Source organism: Bacillus sp. R86525 (assembly GCF_042466195.1).
GTDB classification, from domain to species: domain Bacteria; phylum Bacillota; class Bacilli; order Bacillales; family Bacillaceae_G; genus Bacillus_A; species Bacillus_A nitratireducens.
Window position 1 is genome coordinate 3,484,921 of the sequence record NZ_JAXHPX010000007.1, and the last position, 16,828, is coordinate 3,501,748.

The window sequence follows — 16,828 nt, forward strand, 5'->3', positions numbered from 1 at the left end:
ATTTGTATTACGTGAAATTTTAACGTTATTTATGAACGAACAGCCACTTCTCTAACGAGCGGATTCTTTACCTGTACGTAAATTGCTTGTTCTAAAGGATTACTTAACTCATCGACATCGAAAAATCTCGTTAATAAATTTGCTTTACATGCCAACTTATCCTCTTCCAACAATTCTCTTAAAAAGGTAGAAGGTTCACGGTTATAAGGAAGGAATGATTCAAGTACAGACCTTAATTCCGAGAGAAGGATTTCCTCCTTAATTAATCCTGCTGTACCAAAACCGTTAATGAGGCCAAACATATGATTGAAAATTAAGTAGTAACGAAATCTCTCATCTACAATATAGTCGTCATATAAATTTCCAGTACGCTCTCCAATACCAGCTAATTCATTATTAAGCATCTCTTTCATTGAATTACAGAAATAAAACCCCTGATTATCACGGAAATAATATTTAACCGGATAACCATTCTTTAGCTGAACGACGCTATTTTGCTGATGCGCTTCTAATGCAACACCATACTGTAAATACATCCATACCATCGGTTTTAAAGAAATATTCATATATCGTCTAAACCACTCTAAACTTACTTCTTCACAGCTTCTACTTTCTAAATCTGCTAATCGATGAATAATATTCGATAAACGAGTACGTTCTCCAGGTATAGCATCTTGTACTAATCCAGCAATTAATGTAGCGTCATTTGCATGCTCACTATAAAAAGGATTCTCTCGTATAATCACTTCAAATCCAGATTCTTGTGCTCCATAATTTAATGTAATAAAGGCTGGATCACAAATAAAATCAAAGCCTGGAAACTTTTCTAATACTTCACCAATTGCTGTATTTAGCATTTCCTTTCCTTCAAGACCACTCTCTAGTTCCTTCAATTTATTAATGCGCATTGAATTTGTTACTTTTACTGGAAATGAAAACTTAAGCATATATTTTGAGTGGGGATGATATAACGTCCTAAGTGATGATGTTGCCATATAATACTTACCGGCAGGACCGATATATTCAAGTACTCCTTGATCTATCCAATCCTGTACGTAAGGTTGGTGTAATAGCCATTCTGCCTGAAGCGGATGAATTGGAATTAATGAATATTCATCTTCATTACAATACTTCGATATAAATTCCTTACTAACCATCTCATCATTACTTAATCCTGCTTTTATAATCGTTGTTGTAGAATCTGATAATAATGATTTTTCATTTACTATACTTTTATGTGCCCTAAAATACTGAAGCTGACATTCTCCTTTTAATTCTGGAGAATACATTGCACTTTTCCACTCCAAAATACCTTGTCTACTCTTTGGGGTTGGATGAGTTAAATGTCCAAATAATAAAGATTGCTCCGCCTCTATAAAGGATGTATGGAAACCATATAATTCGGATGTATCTTCTATTCGCTCCTTTGTAAATTCCTCAATATTTTGACAACTACGAATAACTCGAAGCATAAGTTCAGCAGGATTCGTCCCTTCTCCGTAGTTGATGGACATCTCTTTTATTAAAAATGTAATAACTGTAACGTAATCTGCTTTTATAACATTCTTATTTTCTCCCATTTGATAATAAAATTGTTCTCCAAACAAATGACGATCTGTTGGTGATTTATATATAACCTCTCCATACAAAGTAATGTTTTGTGCCGATAACCGACAGCATAAATAAGTAGAGCAAGTATCTCTTTGTAATGAATGGTAGAAAATATCCTCTATCCTTTTATCCTCTGTAATCCATTCTCCACTTCCTGTTTCTCTTAAATAACAATTTAAAAAACTTTGTATTGTTGCATGTTCCGCGATTTGTTTCGCATGCCTCATACTTTGCCTCCTCTTTATATGAACGCTATCGGAATTTCATATTACAATTGATAATTGAATATCGTTATCAATTCAAATTCTAATTGATTACCATTATCAATTCAATAGTTTATTTCAGAATTTTTAAATCTGAATAAACTTTTCTTTTTTTCAGACTTTCTTTAATCTGATTAAAAATACATAAGAAAAATTCTCACTTTCAAACTACATACTTACTATTTTTCATTAGTAATCGATCCAAAATAGTTAAACAAAAGAGGTATACCTTAATTGGTATACCTCTTTCAAATAACAAGTTTACATAATAATATTATTTGTATTTCTCCAACAATACGCTGTTTCTTCTACATTTAGTCTTTCTAAAAATTTCGTATCAATTTTTTCTGGATTATATTTTTCATAAAACTTTTTAGAAGGGTTATTAGTAACTACCCAAACTAACAGCGATTGCATATTATTTTTTTGGCACTCAGATAAAAACACTTGAAATAGCCTTTTTCCTATTTTCAAGCCTTGATACTGTTGTAACACATAAATCGCATATAATTCCCCATCACAATTATATGTACCTGTTCTTTCAACTCCCCCGTCAATAAATCCGATAATTGTTCCATCTAACGTCTCTGCTACAAATCTATATTGGTGTTTAACTTCTTGTTGAAAAATGTTTTCCCATTGTTTTTCTCGTTGCTCATATGTTATATTTTCTAAAATTTCTTCAGTAAATATCCCTTTATACGTTGTTTTCCAGCTATCAACATGCACCTTCGCTATACCTGGTATATCATCTTTTATCGCTCTTCTAATATGTATTTCCATCATTTCTCCCCCTTGTTTACTCATCATTATATCAATTTATTTCCTTGAAAATCCAAATAAAAAAAGAGTGAATTCACTTCACTCTTTTTTATCACAATCATCTACTTTCAACTTCAACTGAGACAACACGATCAATCTCTTTTAGAGAACTGTATAACTCAGTTGTATATAAATCTTCTGGAGCTAATATAACCATCTCCAATTGCTGAAATGCTCCATTATCAATATCTTTAATTTTCACTCGTTTCACATGCATACCTAAATTTTTAATTTGCTTAAATATACGATCTAATTCTTGATGCTCTTTTACAGTAATTTTTATAGATAAGTCCTTTTGTCTTAATGAATAAGGACCTGCAATTTTCACAATTTGCGGAAGTACGTTAATCGCTAAAATAATTAAAATCATAGCAACCGTCGCTTGTACATAAAATCCTGCTCCAATTGCAATACCTAAAGCTGAAGCAGCCCACACCATAGAAGCTGTCGTTAATCCAGAAATAACGTCATTACTTCTTCGTAAAATGACACCTGCACCAAGAAAACCGATACCACTAACAATTTGGGCAGCTAATCGCATTGGATCCATATTCGTATGACCCGGTACAGAATATACATTTACAGACTCAATTGAAACCATTGTAATTAAACAACTTGCTACAGAAATAACCATACTTGTTTTCACACCAAGCGGTTTATTCTTTAGCTGCCTATCTATCCCGATGAATAATCCTAAAAAGAGTGCTAAACCTAATTTGAATAAAAATTCATATGACATATTTCATTCTCCTTACTTTACAATGTTTCCCTTGGAACAATTCACTATAACTCTTTTATGATATCAATTCCAGTCTTTTCTATTCATTTAACGTAAAAAACCGAAAAAACACTTGTGACGATGTTTCTCCGGCTTGTTATTACGCTTAAGATTTTTCTTTATTTCTGATCTTTAATCTTAATCTCTGCATCTTTGTAAAATGCTAATTTACTGTCATTATACTCTTTTGTATACTTATTAAATTGCTCTTTCGACTTTTGTGCTTCCACATTTAATTCATTAACAGCTTTAACTTTTTCACCAATTTCTTTTAATTTTGTTTCTTTAACCTTTAACTTTTCATACAGTTCTTTTTCAGTCGCTAATGCCTTCGTATAATTTTCATTCATCTTTTGGAATGCATCATAACGATTTTTATACGATTCTTCAACTGTTTTTGCTTGTTTTTGTAATTTCTTATCTTCGAGTTTTTCAATATTGCTTTGAACGGATTTCGTTTCTTTCTGCGCTTTTTCTAACTGTTCCTTCTCGTTTTTCAATACTTTTTCACGCTCGTCGACATTTGCAGTAGCTTGCTCTATTTTCTTTGAAACTGCTTCATTATGCTCTTTACCTTCTTGTAAAATTTGAGAATAAAGTTCTTGTCCTTGCTTTTCTAATTCCTCTAATTTTTTTGTGTCATCCGCTAAAGATTTTTCTTGTGTTGCTGCTGCTTCAAAAGCCGCAAATAAATTTCCTTCTGGCTTTTCACCGAAACAGCCTGATAATAATCCTACTGATAATACTCCAACAACTGCTACTTTTCCATATTTCAACTTCAATTCCTCCATTACATACGGTTATCATGCCAAAGATTCACTGGGAAGTGATTCTCTTCATGATATGCTTCAAACTCGTAACCCTTTTCTTTTAGACCTTTTAATATTGCTGGCACAGCTGCGACTGATTGTGGGTGAATATCATGCATTAAAATGACTTCTTGAGGTTTTGTTGCACCATTTAATACATTTTGAGCGATTTGTGCTGCCGCTGCATCGACTTGTACTTTATTGTATTTCCAGTCTAAAGAATCAATTGTCCAGTCCCATACTTTAAGACCACTCTCTACTACTTTGTTTCGAAGGCCTTCATTTAAACCAGGCTTCGACCCGTATGGTGGACGTGTTAATTGAGGTGATTTCCCAATAATATTTGCGATTAAGCTTTGATCTTCTTTCATTTCATTAACATATTCGCCATTTTTATATAACTTCGCAAAATTGTGTGTCATGCTATGCATTCCAACATAATGACCCTCTGCATTTTCACGTTTTACTAAATCAGTAAACTCTTTTACATTCGCTCCGATTAAAAAGAATGTCGCCTTCGCATCATGCTGTTTTAACATATTTAATAATTCAGCCGTATATTTTCCTGGCCCATCATCAAATGTAAGATAAGCAACTTTTCTTTCCACTCCGTTAAAACGACTTGGTGCCGTTTTATTCATTTCAATTTTCGATTGTTCACTTGCAAGCTGCACTACATTTTCTTGTTTCGCTACAGCTTTTGCTGGTGAAGTAATAGATTGAAACATGAAATACCCAATAGCTACTATTGCAATTGCTATTAAAGCGACTACTACACGTTTAAAGTTAAAAGCCTTTTCCATTCTATCGAATTCCTCTCTCTATTAATCTCATATATAAATCACCCAATATAATTATACATCTATTTATTTTTATTACACTATATAAACATACTTTTTATAAAATTATAGTGGGAGTTTTATCAAAATTGTTGTTCCTACTCGTTCTCTACTTGTAATACTAAGCGTACCGCCATGAAGCTCCACCATTTTTTTTACGATAGCTAATCCAATACCTGCGCCTTCAATATGGTTATTAATCTGATAAAATGACTGCTCTATAAATGGTAGATGCTCTTTAGCAATTCCAATACCTTGATCTGTCACCTTAATCACGGCTTTTCCTTCACTTTTGGCCGCTTCAATGTAAATTGTACCTTTTTCATTTGAATATTTAATAGCATTATGAATAATATTTAGAAAAACTTGTTTTAGTCTATTTCGATCTCCTACTAGTTCTACTCGTTCTAAATTAGCGACTAGTTGAATCTGTTTCTCTTCTGATTTAGGAGTTAATTGCCAAATCGTCTCTTCTAGTATATCGTACAATTGCACCTTTTGTTTATATAAATTAAAATGATTTGACTGCAATCTTGAAAAATCTAGTAACTCTTCTACTAAATGTATCAATCGGTCTGTTTCACCTGAAATAATTCCCATACCTTGCTTTATTTCTTCATCTGTTAAATGATCTACTGTTTTTAACGTCTCACTCCACCCTTTAATCCCTGTTAAAGGTGTTCGTATTTCATGCGAAATAGAGGCAATAAATTCATTTTTCATTTGCTCAGCTTTTTCTATTTTATCGGCCATATAATTTAAGCTATGTGCTAACTCACCTAATTCACCAGGATAATCTTCTTTAATTTGCTCCTTTAATGTACCTTCTGCAATTTGCGAAGAAGCATGAATAATAGATTCGATAGGTTTCACAAACGAATTCGCCAATCGTCTACTTATTAAAAATACGATACCTGAGATGACAATTCCAACTGAAATAGTAAACAAAATAATTTCGATTATCTTTGCATTGACATCTGTTAACACAGTCGTATATTTTAAAACGCCGATAGTTTGTCCTTGATGAATCAGTGGACTATATACTTCTAATTGTTTCACACCATCTTTCGTAATAGTAACTTGATTATACATTTCTCCTTCTAGTAAAGAATATGGAATAATCACTTTACCTTCCACCTTTTGTCCACTTGACGACTGTATAATCGTACCGTGACGATCAATCAATTGTAATTCCGTTCCTTCTAATTGGAAACTCTCAATTATCTCTCCGCTATATTCTTGCAAGCGAATAAAATATAGTGAATTGTATTCTGAGAAAAAACGTGTACTTGTCTTTGCATGAGATTCAACATATTGCACAATACCATTATAATAATATCGATAAATGGAAACTGAAAATACTACTTCAAATAATACAAGCATAAGTATAATGACCGTCATAAAATATAAAGTCACTTTCCGTCTCATCTTATAGTTTCCTTCCACACATATCCTTTTCCCCACACAGTATGGATAAACTCTGGTTCTGACGGATTACATTCTATCTTTTGACGTAACCGTCTCATATTTACATCGACTACCTTCGTCTCGCCTACGTAATTAGTTCCCCAAATCATATTTAAAATTTCATCACGCGAAACCGGCTTCGAGGCCTGGTTCATTAAATACTGTAGTATCATGTACTCTGTAGGGGTTAAATCAACTAATTGTCCACCTTTATATAATCTTTCTTCTATAATATTTAACGAAAACGGACCAGACGTGATTGTATTCGTTTTTTCTTCATGTACTTCTATTCTTCTTAATAAAGATTGTATACGTGCAATTAATTCTACTGGACTAAACGGCTTTGCGATATAATCATCTGCACCAATTCCTAGCCCTTGTACTTTATCTTCATTTTGTACACGTGCGGTTAACATAATAATACCCATTTTTTTATTTTCTTCCCGGATAGCTTTACAAACTTGAAAACCATCAATCCCCGGCAACATAACATCAAGTAACGCTACATTAACAGTTTGTTCACTTAAAATCTGTAACGCTTCTTCTCCAGTACTAGCTTCTAATACATAAAACCCAGCACGTTTTAAGTTTAAGACAATAAAGCTACGGATTGGTATTTCATCTTCTAAAACTAAAATTGCTGACATAATTCCCACCTCCCTACTCTTGTTGATAATCCGCTAGCGGTTTTATATATGCTTTTACTTTTTCAAATTTAGATTGCTTCGGTACTGCATATACGTGAGAAGCCGTTTTAACTGCTGCCTCGTATCCTTTTATTTTGAACCATTCTTTCCGCTTAAAAATATGGACTTCAAGCCATATTTCATTTGTAGTTACATCTATAAATTTTTGAAGATCCGATGCGTCTTGCTGAACTGGGACAGTTATTTTTCCAATTAGCGCTTGAGGGATTTTGACAAAATAACCTTTCTCTATATTGACATATCTTTCTTCTATCGGTTTAATTCCCTCTTCACTCCACTGTATATAACGTTCAAACATCGTGCTCTCTCCGTACGATACCTCTTCCCAACCTTTTGGACGCACAGTACGAACAAATTCAATAATACCGTCCTCATTAACGTCTTTACTTTCCACAACATACTCATTGAATAAGTCTTCTTTCCCATCCATAGGTAGTACTTCATAATGATCCTTATCAAATTTCGCTACATTTGTTATACCTGAATGAGCCCCAATTCCTGCATCAATTACAATTGCCTTTAATGTTTTAGAAATATGGCCCATTTGTATTCTTTGAATACTATTTATAAAAGGATCAAATGTAACTTCTGATACTGTCTTAAACTGTTCCATAAACTCAACTTTCAATTGTTCGTCTTTTTTATACGTAACAAGACTTATATCATTAAGGCCATTTTGATTTAAATCCTCTATAAATAACTTCGTATATTGCCGATTATAAATCTCCTTCATATCATCATTTTCTTCCGAAAAAGCATACATTACATGTTCTAAAGATTCACGACTTACAGTGATCCCAATTAATAACTCTTGCTTCCCGTTCCCTGTAAAATCACCGACTTTAACGATATCTATATCCTCACCATCAAATGTATGAGTGGACTTTAGTTTCCAGCCATTGTTGCTTTCCGCATAAATAGCTAAGTATATACTCCAATCTTCATTCGGTAATTTATAAAATACAATCGCTTCTTTTTTATTATCTTGTTTAAAATCCATTGACCAAATCATCTGTTTATCTTTATTAGACATTGGAGTAAGCAATCGATAATTAATAGGCAAATCTTTATCTATTTGCTCTTTTAATTCATTAATCCACTTTTCATTTGCAGGAGCTCCCATTAAACTTGTTGGAGCTTCAGACATTTTACATCCAGTCAATATAAAAATGATTCCCAAAATGCTTATCCATTTCTGCATATGATATCTTTCCTTACTACAGATTTTAAGTATTTCTCTATACTTTTTGCTTCTCCAATATTCTCATATATATGAGTATAATTTTTCTAAAATAAAAAATCGTTACAGAAAAGTTACAATTATATTCCCATAAAAAAAGATTGGCGAAGGCCAATCTTTTTTTACTATTCGTTTCGAGTTGGTTTTGGTGTAACACCTAAATGCTCATTTAACTTAGTCGAAATATCTTTCACATTTTTTTCGTTTGGAATGTAGTAATAAATACCACCAATACGTTTATCAGTACCTTCAATTTGCATCTTTTCCATTTGCAAATCTGATCCTGCCATATTTTTCGTAATAGCAAGCATATCATCAAATGTTAAATTTGTTTTCATATTTTTATCAACTGCATCAAGTAAAGAGCCCATTTTACTAATAGATTGAACAGACATTGCTTTTTTCGCAATTGCTTCAATTACAAGTTGTTGTCTTTGACCACGCATTGTATCACTATCAATTTTACGCGTTCTAGCAAGCGCAAGGGCTTGTTCACCATTTAAATGTTGGTAACCTTTTTCTAAATGGATCATACCTGCTTGGTCTTTACTATCTTGTTCAGTGAAAGTAACCGGTACATCAATATCAATACCACCAATTGAATCGACAATTTGTACGAATGATTCAAAGTTAAACTTCACATAATAATCAACAGGAACATTTAAAAATCTTTCCACTGTATCTCTTGTGCTTTCAACACCGCCAAATACGTGGGCGTGTGTAATTTTATCTAATTTCTTTCTAGATGGAATATAAACACGTGAATCACGCGGAATACTTACTAATTTAACTGATTTATCATCTTTATTAATTGTCGCTAATAAAAGTGCATCTGTTCGAACAGCTTCACCATATTGGTCTTTTCTCATTTCACTTCCATCTACACCCATGATTAAAATTGAAATGTTGTCCTTTAAAGGTTCAACTTCTTTATCACGCTTTGATGACTTATCAATTTTTGCATACGCATCACTTACAACAGCTTTGGCTTTGTTATATATAAACGATCCATATCCTACTCCTCCAAAAATAAGTAGGAAAAATGGAATTAAAATGAACCATTTTATTGACTTTCGTTTAGAACGTTTTTTATTGCTTCTCGTATTTTGTTCTAATTCAGAGCTCATGTTCATTCTCCTCTCTTTCTCTTTTCCTAGTATAATGTATGTCTAGTAATCTTCATATTGAATTTCCTTTCAATCACCTTACATTTTTGTAAGGTTACATCATGAATCCAATATGTATTCCATTTCACATTATACTCTCGTGCTTATTTTTGGCAAGTCACTGTTTATCAACTTCAAAAATTTAACACTTCAAAACATTTAAAATTACAGATTTATCATTCTTTTATTGCAGATAGTAAGATTTTCACCTCACAATTTAGCAGGAATAAAGAGTCCAGTTTGTGCCGTAAAATCTTGATTGGTGCGGACTATTAATCAGTGAGGAATAAATCCCCCACTGATTAAAGTTTCACTTTATTATTTTTCATTTGGTGTGTACATGATTTGTTTCCCATTATTATTAATTAAAGCTGATTTTGCTTTTATTTTCATTTTTTCTATTTCCACATCTTCATTTGAGAAATTCACAATGATTTTAATATCTTTTCCATAAGAAGCAAATTGTACTAGCTTATCTTCTGACAGATATGCAAAGTCCGTCATTTCTTCTGTTACTGCCTTTTTATGAACTTCATTCCAAACTTTCAAATGCTGTGTAATTTCTTTTTTATGCTTATTCCACTCTACTTCATCTAAATGGTACAACGGAGGAACATTATACAATAACTCATATAACATACGAGTTCCCACTTCATCTTTCACCTTCAAACTTCCCCATTCCCAGTGATGTGTTGTAATAACGGAATCATTGTATACTAATTTATATAACGGTACCGAATATACTGGATTTAAATATACTTGTTTATATTCTTCTTTCAACGGTACTTGTTTTGCATATTTTTCGGGAACATTTTGATTTGATGACCAATATCCACCTACATAATACGGACTTGTTTTGTTTTTTCTCATATCTTCATCATCCCATTTAATAACAGGCGTTTCAATTCCATGAGCGAATGTAATCGTACTACTTGCAAAATCATTTCCGCCCTCAGAGCCAACTACCATACCTTCTTCTTGCGCAATATAATCCATTCGTTGTAATCTTGCTTTTAGATCTTGTTCTTGTGTCGTTATATGTTTTGCCGAATAGTCATCGTAAATTTCACCTGTTGCATCACAATCAATAAACCATGAATTATATTTAGGACCATTTTGTAATATATCGTTCATTCTTTCTTTTACGCTAGGAAGTGATAATGTCGGATTTAGTTTTCGTCCTCTACCTAAAAATCCTTGCACCTTTTCTCCATTTTTCTTCGTTACAGTTGCCTCTTCATATAACGATGGATCATTAAAAGATGCTGTATTCCAATTCTTATCACCTTTCTCATGAATTGAGTGATAAGAATCATACGGACCAACTAAATACCCCATTTTCTTAGCTTCTGTAACGAAATTAGGCTGCATATATCCTTGTTCCCAGTTCGGTAGACCAATCCACGCTTTGTCTATTCCTGCTTCTTTCATTTCCTTTATAATATCTGTCCCATCTGTGTTACCCCATTTACTTACTTCTTCAACCGCATCACCGAGTACTGACTTTAGTAAATGTTTATTTAAGCTATACAACTCTGTCTTCGATAAGTGATCTACACCTTTCTTTAGTAACACACTAGCTTCCTGATCAACTTTCGGGAAAATATCTTCTTTATACAATTCCTTCATAGATAATACTTCGTTTGTATAGCGTAAAATAACATTTTTTTGATACTTATCGATAAAATCTTGTTTACTCACTTGCTCAAATACATTCAATTCCCCAGGCTCTGAACTATTCTTTTGAATAAGCTCTTTTATATGGCTAAACACAGGGCTATTTATTTGCTCTCTTAGCTTCGGCCAATTTACGTTACTTTCTGATAAACCATTTTGATTCCAAAAGTAAAAATGAGCTGCCCCGTAAAGTTTTTCGATTTCTTTATTTTTTCTTGCCTTTTCTTGTAATGTTTTAAATTCACCTTTTCCAACGATATTATCCTTATACAATTTAGCAATACTTACTGCATCATTATTTGTCACATATAGCTGAAATCCGTACGTTTTATTTTTATTTATACTTGGGAATTCATGTGTAAAATCAAATCCTATTTTCGGATCCGAATGAAATTTCAATTCATTATTAAACATATTGTTTGCAATATAAACAATCGAATATTTCGAACCATTTAATGCGAAAAACTTCATAGAAAATGATTCAGCAAATGAATATGAATCATCCTTTAAAAACTTCTTCCAATTCTCATCATGACTTGGGATTTGCTTACCTTCCCATAACGGAAGTATATAATTTTCAGCTTGTACTTTCGGCCATGTAAAGCTTTCTGCACCAGTCGATTCCACTTCAATATTTAAGTGGTCTTTTTTCTTTTCTAAGTTTATTTTTACTTTTTCATCTGGATATTCCCACGATGTGCGATCCTTGTCTTTTTTTACATTTGATACTTTCATTTTCGGTAACGGTTGTGATGCCTGTTCCTTTACGCCATCATGTTCTACAGTTAACGCGAAAGTCTCTGGATTTACATCGTAAGTAAAATCTTTATACGTCGCTTTCTTTATTTTAGACTCTTGTACAGCATTATTACCTTTTACATCACACCCAACTAAAGTCGAAAATGACATAGTTGTAAGAAGACATATTGCTATCATTTTTTTCATCTTCTGCACCTCCACCACTGAATATACAGGTGCTTTGTTACAGGAATGTGGCAAAAAAATAGAGCTAGCACAACGCTAGCTCTATTTTGAGTATTAACAATAAGTTTATATGGACAACTATAATCTGCTTAAAATATATGTAGTACAATAACCGTGATTTTTCATCCTCACTAATTATAAAAGCAAATAATTCAAAGTTTTAACATGCATTTCTTAACTAAAAAAATAAGTATATATAATATACCCTAAAACTAGCACTAAAATTAATATCCCTGTACCTTTCCAATTCATGCCCCCTGTCATATCAACAGGGCTACCTGATTCCGCTCTATTGAGCCCATCATTCAAAGAACCGGTAGGGTTATTTTTCAACTCACCTTGTCTTATGTGTTCTCTTTTTTCTTCTGGTGACTCTTTTGAACTCATATAATCACCTCCAAAATTAATACGCTCTTTACTAAATTATACAATACTCATTTCCATTTTATATGCTGATGTAAAATATATTTACAACATAAAAAAGCTAGCGATGCTAGCTTTCTTTATAATCCGATATGTTCTTCCTTATTTACAGTAATCCCTTTATGGTCGATTTCAAGCTCACATACTTTCATAGCTGTAAATACTCTCGCTAATTGCTCCGCAATTTCTTGACGTTTCTCATATGGAGTTAATATAAAAATGGATGGTCCCGCACCGCTAAGCGCTGTTCCATATGCTCCGAATTCTTTTGCACACTTACGAATTGATGGTAATAACGGGACAAGTTCTAAACGATATGGCTCATGAAAATGATCTCGTTCCATCATTTCCCCTACAACTTCCCACTTCTTTTGACAAAATGCAGCTACTAATACGTTACTTATCGCACTAGCCTTAACTGCTTCATGAAATGGAAACATCTCTGGTAATACAGATCGACTCTCGTCCGTATTTAGCTCTTCATTCGGAATAAGAGAAATTACGCCTAATTCCTTACTTTCAATCCTTACGACGGAAACATTTTTTCCATCCAGTGCTCCGATTACAGTTCCACCTAATATAGAAGCAGCAACATTATCTGGATGTCCTTCAAAATTTGTTGCAATTTGAACTTTCTGATCAGTTGTTAAGTTCAAATTTCCAAGCTGATTCGCAAGCTCTATTCCTGCTACAATTGCTGAAGCACTACTTCCTAGACCTCTTGTCAGCGGAATATTACTAGTAACTTCTATTATATAGGGCGATAAAGAAGGACACACTTTACATGCCGTGCTAACAATTAAATTTTTATCGTCTGTTGGAATTGAATCTTCAAAGGAATGGATTACTTGCCATTTGTCTGCTTCCGCCTTTACCACCACATCTAAATATAATGACAATGCTATTCCTACTGAATCAAATCCAGGTCCGACATTCGCTGTACTAGCAGGGACACGTACTCTCAATGGTATCACGACATAATCACCCCTTTAATATGATCTTTAATTTGCTCTATATCATTTGACACACTTGCAATATCAAATTTATTAGAAGAAATTGCGATATCAGGATCTTTCAAACCGTTTCCAGTTAAAACTGCAACAACTGTTTCTCCCTTTTTGATTTTTCCAGATTGCACATGTTTAATGACGCCCGCTAATGAAGCATTTGATCCCGGCTCTGCAAAAACTCCTTCAGTTTTTGCTAATAATCTATACGCATGTAATATTTCTTCATCTGATACCATATCTATTTCACCATGAGATTGTTCGGCAGCCTCTACTGCATATGACCAACTCGCTGGGTTACCGATGCGAATCGCTGTTGCAATTGTTTCAGGTTCTTCAATGACATGTCCTTTTACAATAGCAGCTGCTCCTTCCGCTTCAAACCCGTGAATTCTTGGCTTCTTATAGCCTTTTTCTTTCTCATATTCACAGAATCCTTTCCAGTATGCTGTTATGTTCCCTGCGTTCCCAACAGGAATAGCTAGAACATCTGGTGCATTTTCCAACTGGTCGCAAATTTCAAATGCTGCTGTTTTTTGCCCTTCAATTCGGTAAGGATTTACTGAGTTTACTAATGTAATCGGCTCTTCTGCAGCAATATTTCTTACAGCCTTAAGTGCATCATCGAAATTCCCTTCTATTGAAATGATCTCTGCTCCATAAGCAACTGCTTGCGCTAGTTTCCCATGCGCAATCTTTCCTTCTGGTATTACGATAATACATTTCATTCCGAGGCGTGCCGCATATGCGGCAGCTGATGCCGATGTATTACCTGTAGATGCACAAATGATGGCCTCTGACCCTTCTTCTTTCGCCTTTGCAACCGCCATTACCATACCACGGTCTTTAAAAGAACCTGTTGGGTTCGCTCCTTCATATTTTCCGTATAACTGAATCCCTAATTGTTTTGATATATTTAATAACGGAATAAGGGGTGTGTTTCCTTCCATTAAGCTAACATCAGGTGTGTTTTCACTCACCGGTAAATAAGAAGCATATTGTTTTAATAGTCCTTTATACATATTGTTTTTCCTCCTCAATAATGTAATAACTGTTTATTTCACTTGCGACAGTTTCTATCGCTCCTAACACTCGTTCGAATTGATATTTTGAAGTTTGATGTGTCACAACAACGACTTCTGCAAGTTCACGATTTAAAGGTAATTGAATAACTTCTTTTAAACTTACAGAATAATTAACGAAACATTCTGTTATTTTTTGTAACATCCCAGGTTCGTCTCGTAATGAAATACGTAAGAAATATTTTGAAACAACTTCTTCATCTCCCTGTAATTCATACGGTTCTGGTTCTTTTAACGCACTTTTATTTTTCTGAACTTGATTCATATTTTTAACGATTGAAATAATATCACTTACTACAGCAGAACCAGTCGGTAACTTCCCAGCTCCAGGTCCGTAAAACATTACTTCTCCTACTGCTTGACCGTGAACATATACCGCATTAAATTCATTATTTACATTCGATAACGGATGATGACTCGGTAAAAGAGTCGGTTCTACACTTAAATGAATGGCTGATCCCTGTTTCTCTGCTTTCCCAATTAATTTCATAGTAAATCCTAATTTTTCAGCCATTTGTAAATCTTCTTTTTCGACCTTTCGAATCCCTCTTACTTGCACATCATCTAAAGAAACATTCATCGAAAAACCTAAGTTTGCAAGAATGGCCACCTTTCTCGCCGCATCTAGTCCATCAACATCTGCTGTTGGATCCGATTCTGCGAAACCTAATTTTTGCGCTTCTTGTAAAGCCTCTTCATAGGACCATCCCTTTTGACTCATCTTTGTTAACATGTAATTTGTTGTGCCATTTACAATTCCCATTATTTTTTCAATTTGATCTGAAGCTAGCCCATCAGTTAATCCTCTTAACACCGGAATTCCACCCGCTACACTTGCCTCATAACATAGATCACAATCATTTTCGTTCGCTAATTGAAGAAGCTCTGCACCGTATACAGCCATTAAATCTTTATTTGCTGTTACGACATGTTTCTTATTTCGTAAAGCCTTAACAATATGCTGTTTTGCTTCTTCAATTCCGCCCATTACCTCTACTACAATATCAATATTTGAATCATTTAGAACTTCATCGACATGACTTGTTACTACGATTCCATCAATGCAAACATCACGTTCTTTTTCTAAATCACGTACAACAACTGTCTTTACCTTCACTTCATACCCAGTATCAAGTGCAATTTTTTTATAATGTTCTTTCAAAATATGGACAACACCACTTCCGACCGTACCTAAGCCTAATACCCCAACATTAATAACGTTATTCATCTTCTAATCTCCTCCTACAATTTTATTTTTTTATCTCTATCAATCACCTTGCTCTGCTTTTTAATCATGCAGGTGGTGGTTATTTCCGTACGTACGAATCGTTTCATGTTACCGCACCTCCTTTCAAAGTAATAAAAAAACACACTCATCCCTAGGAAAGGGACGAATGTGTTTTCGTGGTTCCACCCTTGTTCCAATCCAGACTTATTTCCTTCTAGATTGCTCAAGTTCAGATAACGGCTGATTCCGTCAATAATTACTAGATTACTCGTTCACTATTGAAGTTCAAAGGTGGTAAAATCATTTCTCGTGTTAGGAAGCTCACACCCTTGGCTTCCCTCTCTGTAAACCGTAAAAATGATTTCATGTCCTTATCGTTACTTTTCGTTCATGTTTATTTGTTAATTCATTATACTCGCATAAATAACAAAATCAATACTATTTTTTAATTATTTTAAATTTTCAATCTCTAAATCTATAAAAAAACACACTCATCCCTAGGAAAGGGACGAATGTGTTTTCGTGGTTCCACCCTTGTTCCAACCTAGACATATTTCTCCCTAGATTGCTCAAGTTCAGATAACGGCTGATACCGTCAATAATTACTAGATTACTCGTTCACTATTGAAGTTCAAAGGTGGTAAGATCATTTTTCGTGTTAGGAAGCTCACACCCTTGGCTTCCCTCTCTGTAAACCGTAAAAATCATCTCATGTCCTTATCGTT

Annotated in this window: 14 protein-coding genes and 2 other annotated features (1 of these 16 cut by a window edge); all 14 genes read right to left on the minus strand. The window is 33.8% G+C overall.

The genetic code is table 11. From position 1 onward, the window contains the following. Positions 1-29: 29 nt before the first annotated feature. On the minus strand, positions 30-1,838 hold the full coding sequence (asbA, locus tag SJY24_RS20635; RefSeq protein ID WP_377866007.1) for a petrobactin biosynthesis protein AsbA: 1,809 nt from the start codon (positions 1,836-1,838) through the stop codon (positions 30-32). Between the two features lie 297 nt (positions 1,839-2,135). Beyond that, positions 2,136-2,684, minus strand: coding sequence for a GNAT family N-acetyltransferase (locus SJY24_RS20640; protein ID WP_377866008.1), 549 nt, complete (start codon positions 2,682-2,684; stop codon positions 2,136-2,138). 70 nt (positions 2,685-2,754) lie between these two features. Beyond that, positions 2,755-3,435, minus strand: a complete 681-nt coding sequence (locus tag SJY24_RS20645; RefSeq protein ID WP_377866009.1) for an MgtC/SapB family protein — start codon at positions 3,433-3,435, stop codon at positions 2,755-2,757. 158 nt (positions 3,436-3,593) lie between these two features. Further along, a complete protein-coding gene (locus SJY24_RS20650) occupies positions 3,594-4,250 on the minus strand; it encodes a YkyA family protein (RefSeq protein WP_377866010.1) in 657 nt (218 codons plus the stop codon). Between the two features lie 14 nt (positions 4,251-4,264). Further along, positions 4,265-5,086, minus strand: a complete 822-nt coding sequence (locus SJY24_RS20655; RefSeq protein ID WP_377866011.1) for a peptidoglycan-N-acetylglucosamine deacetylase — start codon at positions 5,084-5,086, stop codon at positions 4,265-4,267. Between the two features lie 102 nt (positions 5,087-5,188). Beyond that, positions 5,189-6,550 carry a sensor histidine kinase gene (locus SJY24_RS20660; protein ID WP_001253239.1) on the minus strand — a complete coding sequence of 454 codons (1,362 nt, stop codon included), beginning with the start codon at positions 6,548-6,550 and terminating at the stop codon, positions 5,189-5,191. Continuing rightward, entirely contained in the window at positions 6,547-7,236 is a 690-nt protein-coding gene (locus SJY24_RS20665) for a response regulator transcription factor (protein WP_001274205.1), read from the minus strand. The genes SJY24_RS20660 and SJY24_RS20665 overlap by 4 nt, the downstream gene beginning before the upstream one ends. A 13-nt stretch (positions 7,237-7,249) precedes the next feature. Further along, positions 7,250-8,497, minus strand: coding sequence for a hypothetical protein (locus SJY24_RS20670; RefSeq protein ID WP_377866012.1), 1,248 nt, complete (start codon positions 8,495-8,497; stop codon positions 7,250-7,252). 164 nt (positions 8,498-8,661) lie between these two features. After that, positions 8,662-9,663 (minus strand): LCP family protein, encoded by a 1,002-nt coding sequence (locus SJY24_RS20675; protein ID WP_377866013.1) that lies wholly within the window; start codon positions 9,661-9,663, stop codon positions 8,662-8,664. A 357-nt stretch (positions 9,664-10,020) separates the two neighbouring features. Next, complete coding sequence (locus SJY24_RS20680; protein ID WP_377866014.1) at positions 10,021-12,324, minus strand: glycoside hydrolase; 2,304 nt, start codon at positions 12,322-12,324, stop codon at positions 10,021-10,023. Between the two features lie 213 nt (positions 12,325-12,537). Beyond that, on the minus strand, positions 12,538-12,750 hold the full coding sequence (locus SJY24_RS20685) for a DUF6366 family protein (protein WP_377866015.1): 213 nt from the start codon (positions 12,748-12,750) through the stop codon (positions 12,538-12,540). A gap of 116 nt (positions 12,751-12,866) precedes the next feature. Next, positions 12,867-13,760, minus strand: coding sequence for a homoserine kinase (gene thrB / locus SJY24_RS20690; RefSeq protein WP_000612652.1), 894 nt, complete (start codon positions 13,758-13,760; stop codon positions 12,867-12,869). After that, positions 13,757-14,815: a threonine synthase gene (thrC, locus tag SJY24_RS20695; RefSeq protein WP_377866016.1), complete on the minus strand. Its 1,059-nt coding sequence runs from the start codon at positions 14,813-14,815 to the stop codon at positions 13,757-13,759. Before thrC ends, thrB begins: the two co-directional genes overlap by 4 nt. Then, entirely contained in the window at positions 14,808-16,103 is a 1,296-nt protein-coding gene (locus tag SJY24_RS20700) for a homoserine dehydrogenase (RefSeq protein WP_377866017.1), read from the minus strand. Before SJY24_RS20700 ends, thrC begins: the two co-directional genes overlap by 8 nt. Before the next feature lie 155 nt (positions 16,104-16,258). Then, positions 16,259-16,490, minus strand: a binding site (T-box leader). Between the two features lie 114 nt (positions 16,491-16,604). Continuing rightward, positions 16,605-16,828: a binding site (T-box leader), on the minus strand; it runs 8 nt beyond the window's last position.

Excerpts from the sequence above, each read along its gene's own strand:
- asbA (WP_377866007.1), bottom strand. The coding sequence starts at position 1,838 with ATGAGGCATGCGAAACAAATCGCGGAACATGCAACAATACAAAGTTTT.
- SJY24_RS20640 (WP_377866008.1), bottom strand. The coding sequence starts at position 2,684 with ATGATGAGTAAACAAGGGGGAGAAATGATGGAAATACATATTAGAAGA.
- SJY24_RS20645 (WP_377866009.1), bottom strand. The coding sequence starts at position 3,435 with ATGTCATATGAATTTTTATTCAAATTAGGTTTAGCACTCTTTTTAGGA.
- SJY24_RS20655 (WP_377866011.1), bottom strand. The coding sequence starts at position 5,086 with ATGGAAAAGGCTTTTAACTTTAAACGTGTAGTAGTCGCTTTAATAGCA.
- SJY24_RS20660 (WP_001253239.1), bottom strand. The coding sequence starts at position 6,550 with ATGAGACGGAAAGTGACTTTATATTTTATGACGGTCATTATACTTATG.
- SJY24_RS20665 (WP_001274205.1), bottom strand. The coding sequence starts at position 7,236 with ATGTCAGCAATTTTAGTTTTAGAAGATGAAATACCAATCCGTAGCTTT.
- SJY24_RS20670 (WP_377866012.1), bottom strand. The coding sequence starts at position 8,497 with ATGCAGAAATGGATAAGCATTTTGGGAATCATTTTTATATTGACTGGA.
- SJY24_RS20675 (WP_377866013.1), bottom strand. The coding sequence starts at position 9,663 with ATGAGCTCTGAATTAGAACAAAATACGAGAAGCAATAAAAAACGTTCT.
- SJY24_RS20680 (WP_377866014.1), bottom strand. The coding sequence starts at position 12,324 with ATGAAAAAAATGATAGCAATATGTCTTCTTACAACTATGTCATTTTCG.
- SJY24_RS20685 (WP_377866015.1), bottom strand. The coding sequence starts at position 12,750 with ATGAGTTCAAAAGAGTCACCAGAAGAAAAAAGAGAACACATAAGACAA.
- thrC (WP_377866016.1), bottom strand. The coding sequence starts at position 14,815 with ATGTATAAAGGACTATTAAAACAATATGCTTCTTATTTACCGGTGAGT.
- SJY24_RS20700 (WP_377866017.1), bottom strand. The coding sequence starts at position 16,103 with ATGAATAACGTTATTAATGTTGGGGTATTAGGCTTAGGTACGGTCGGA.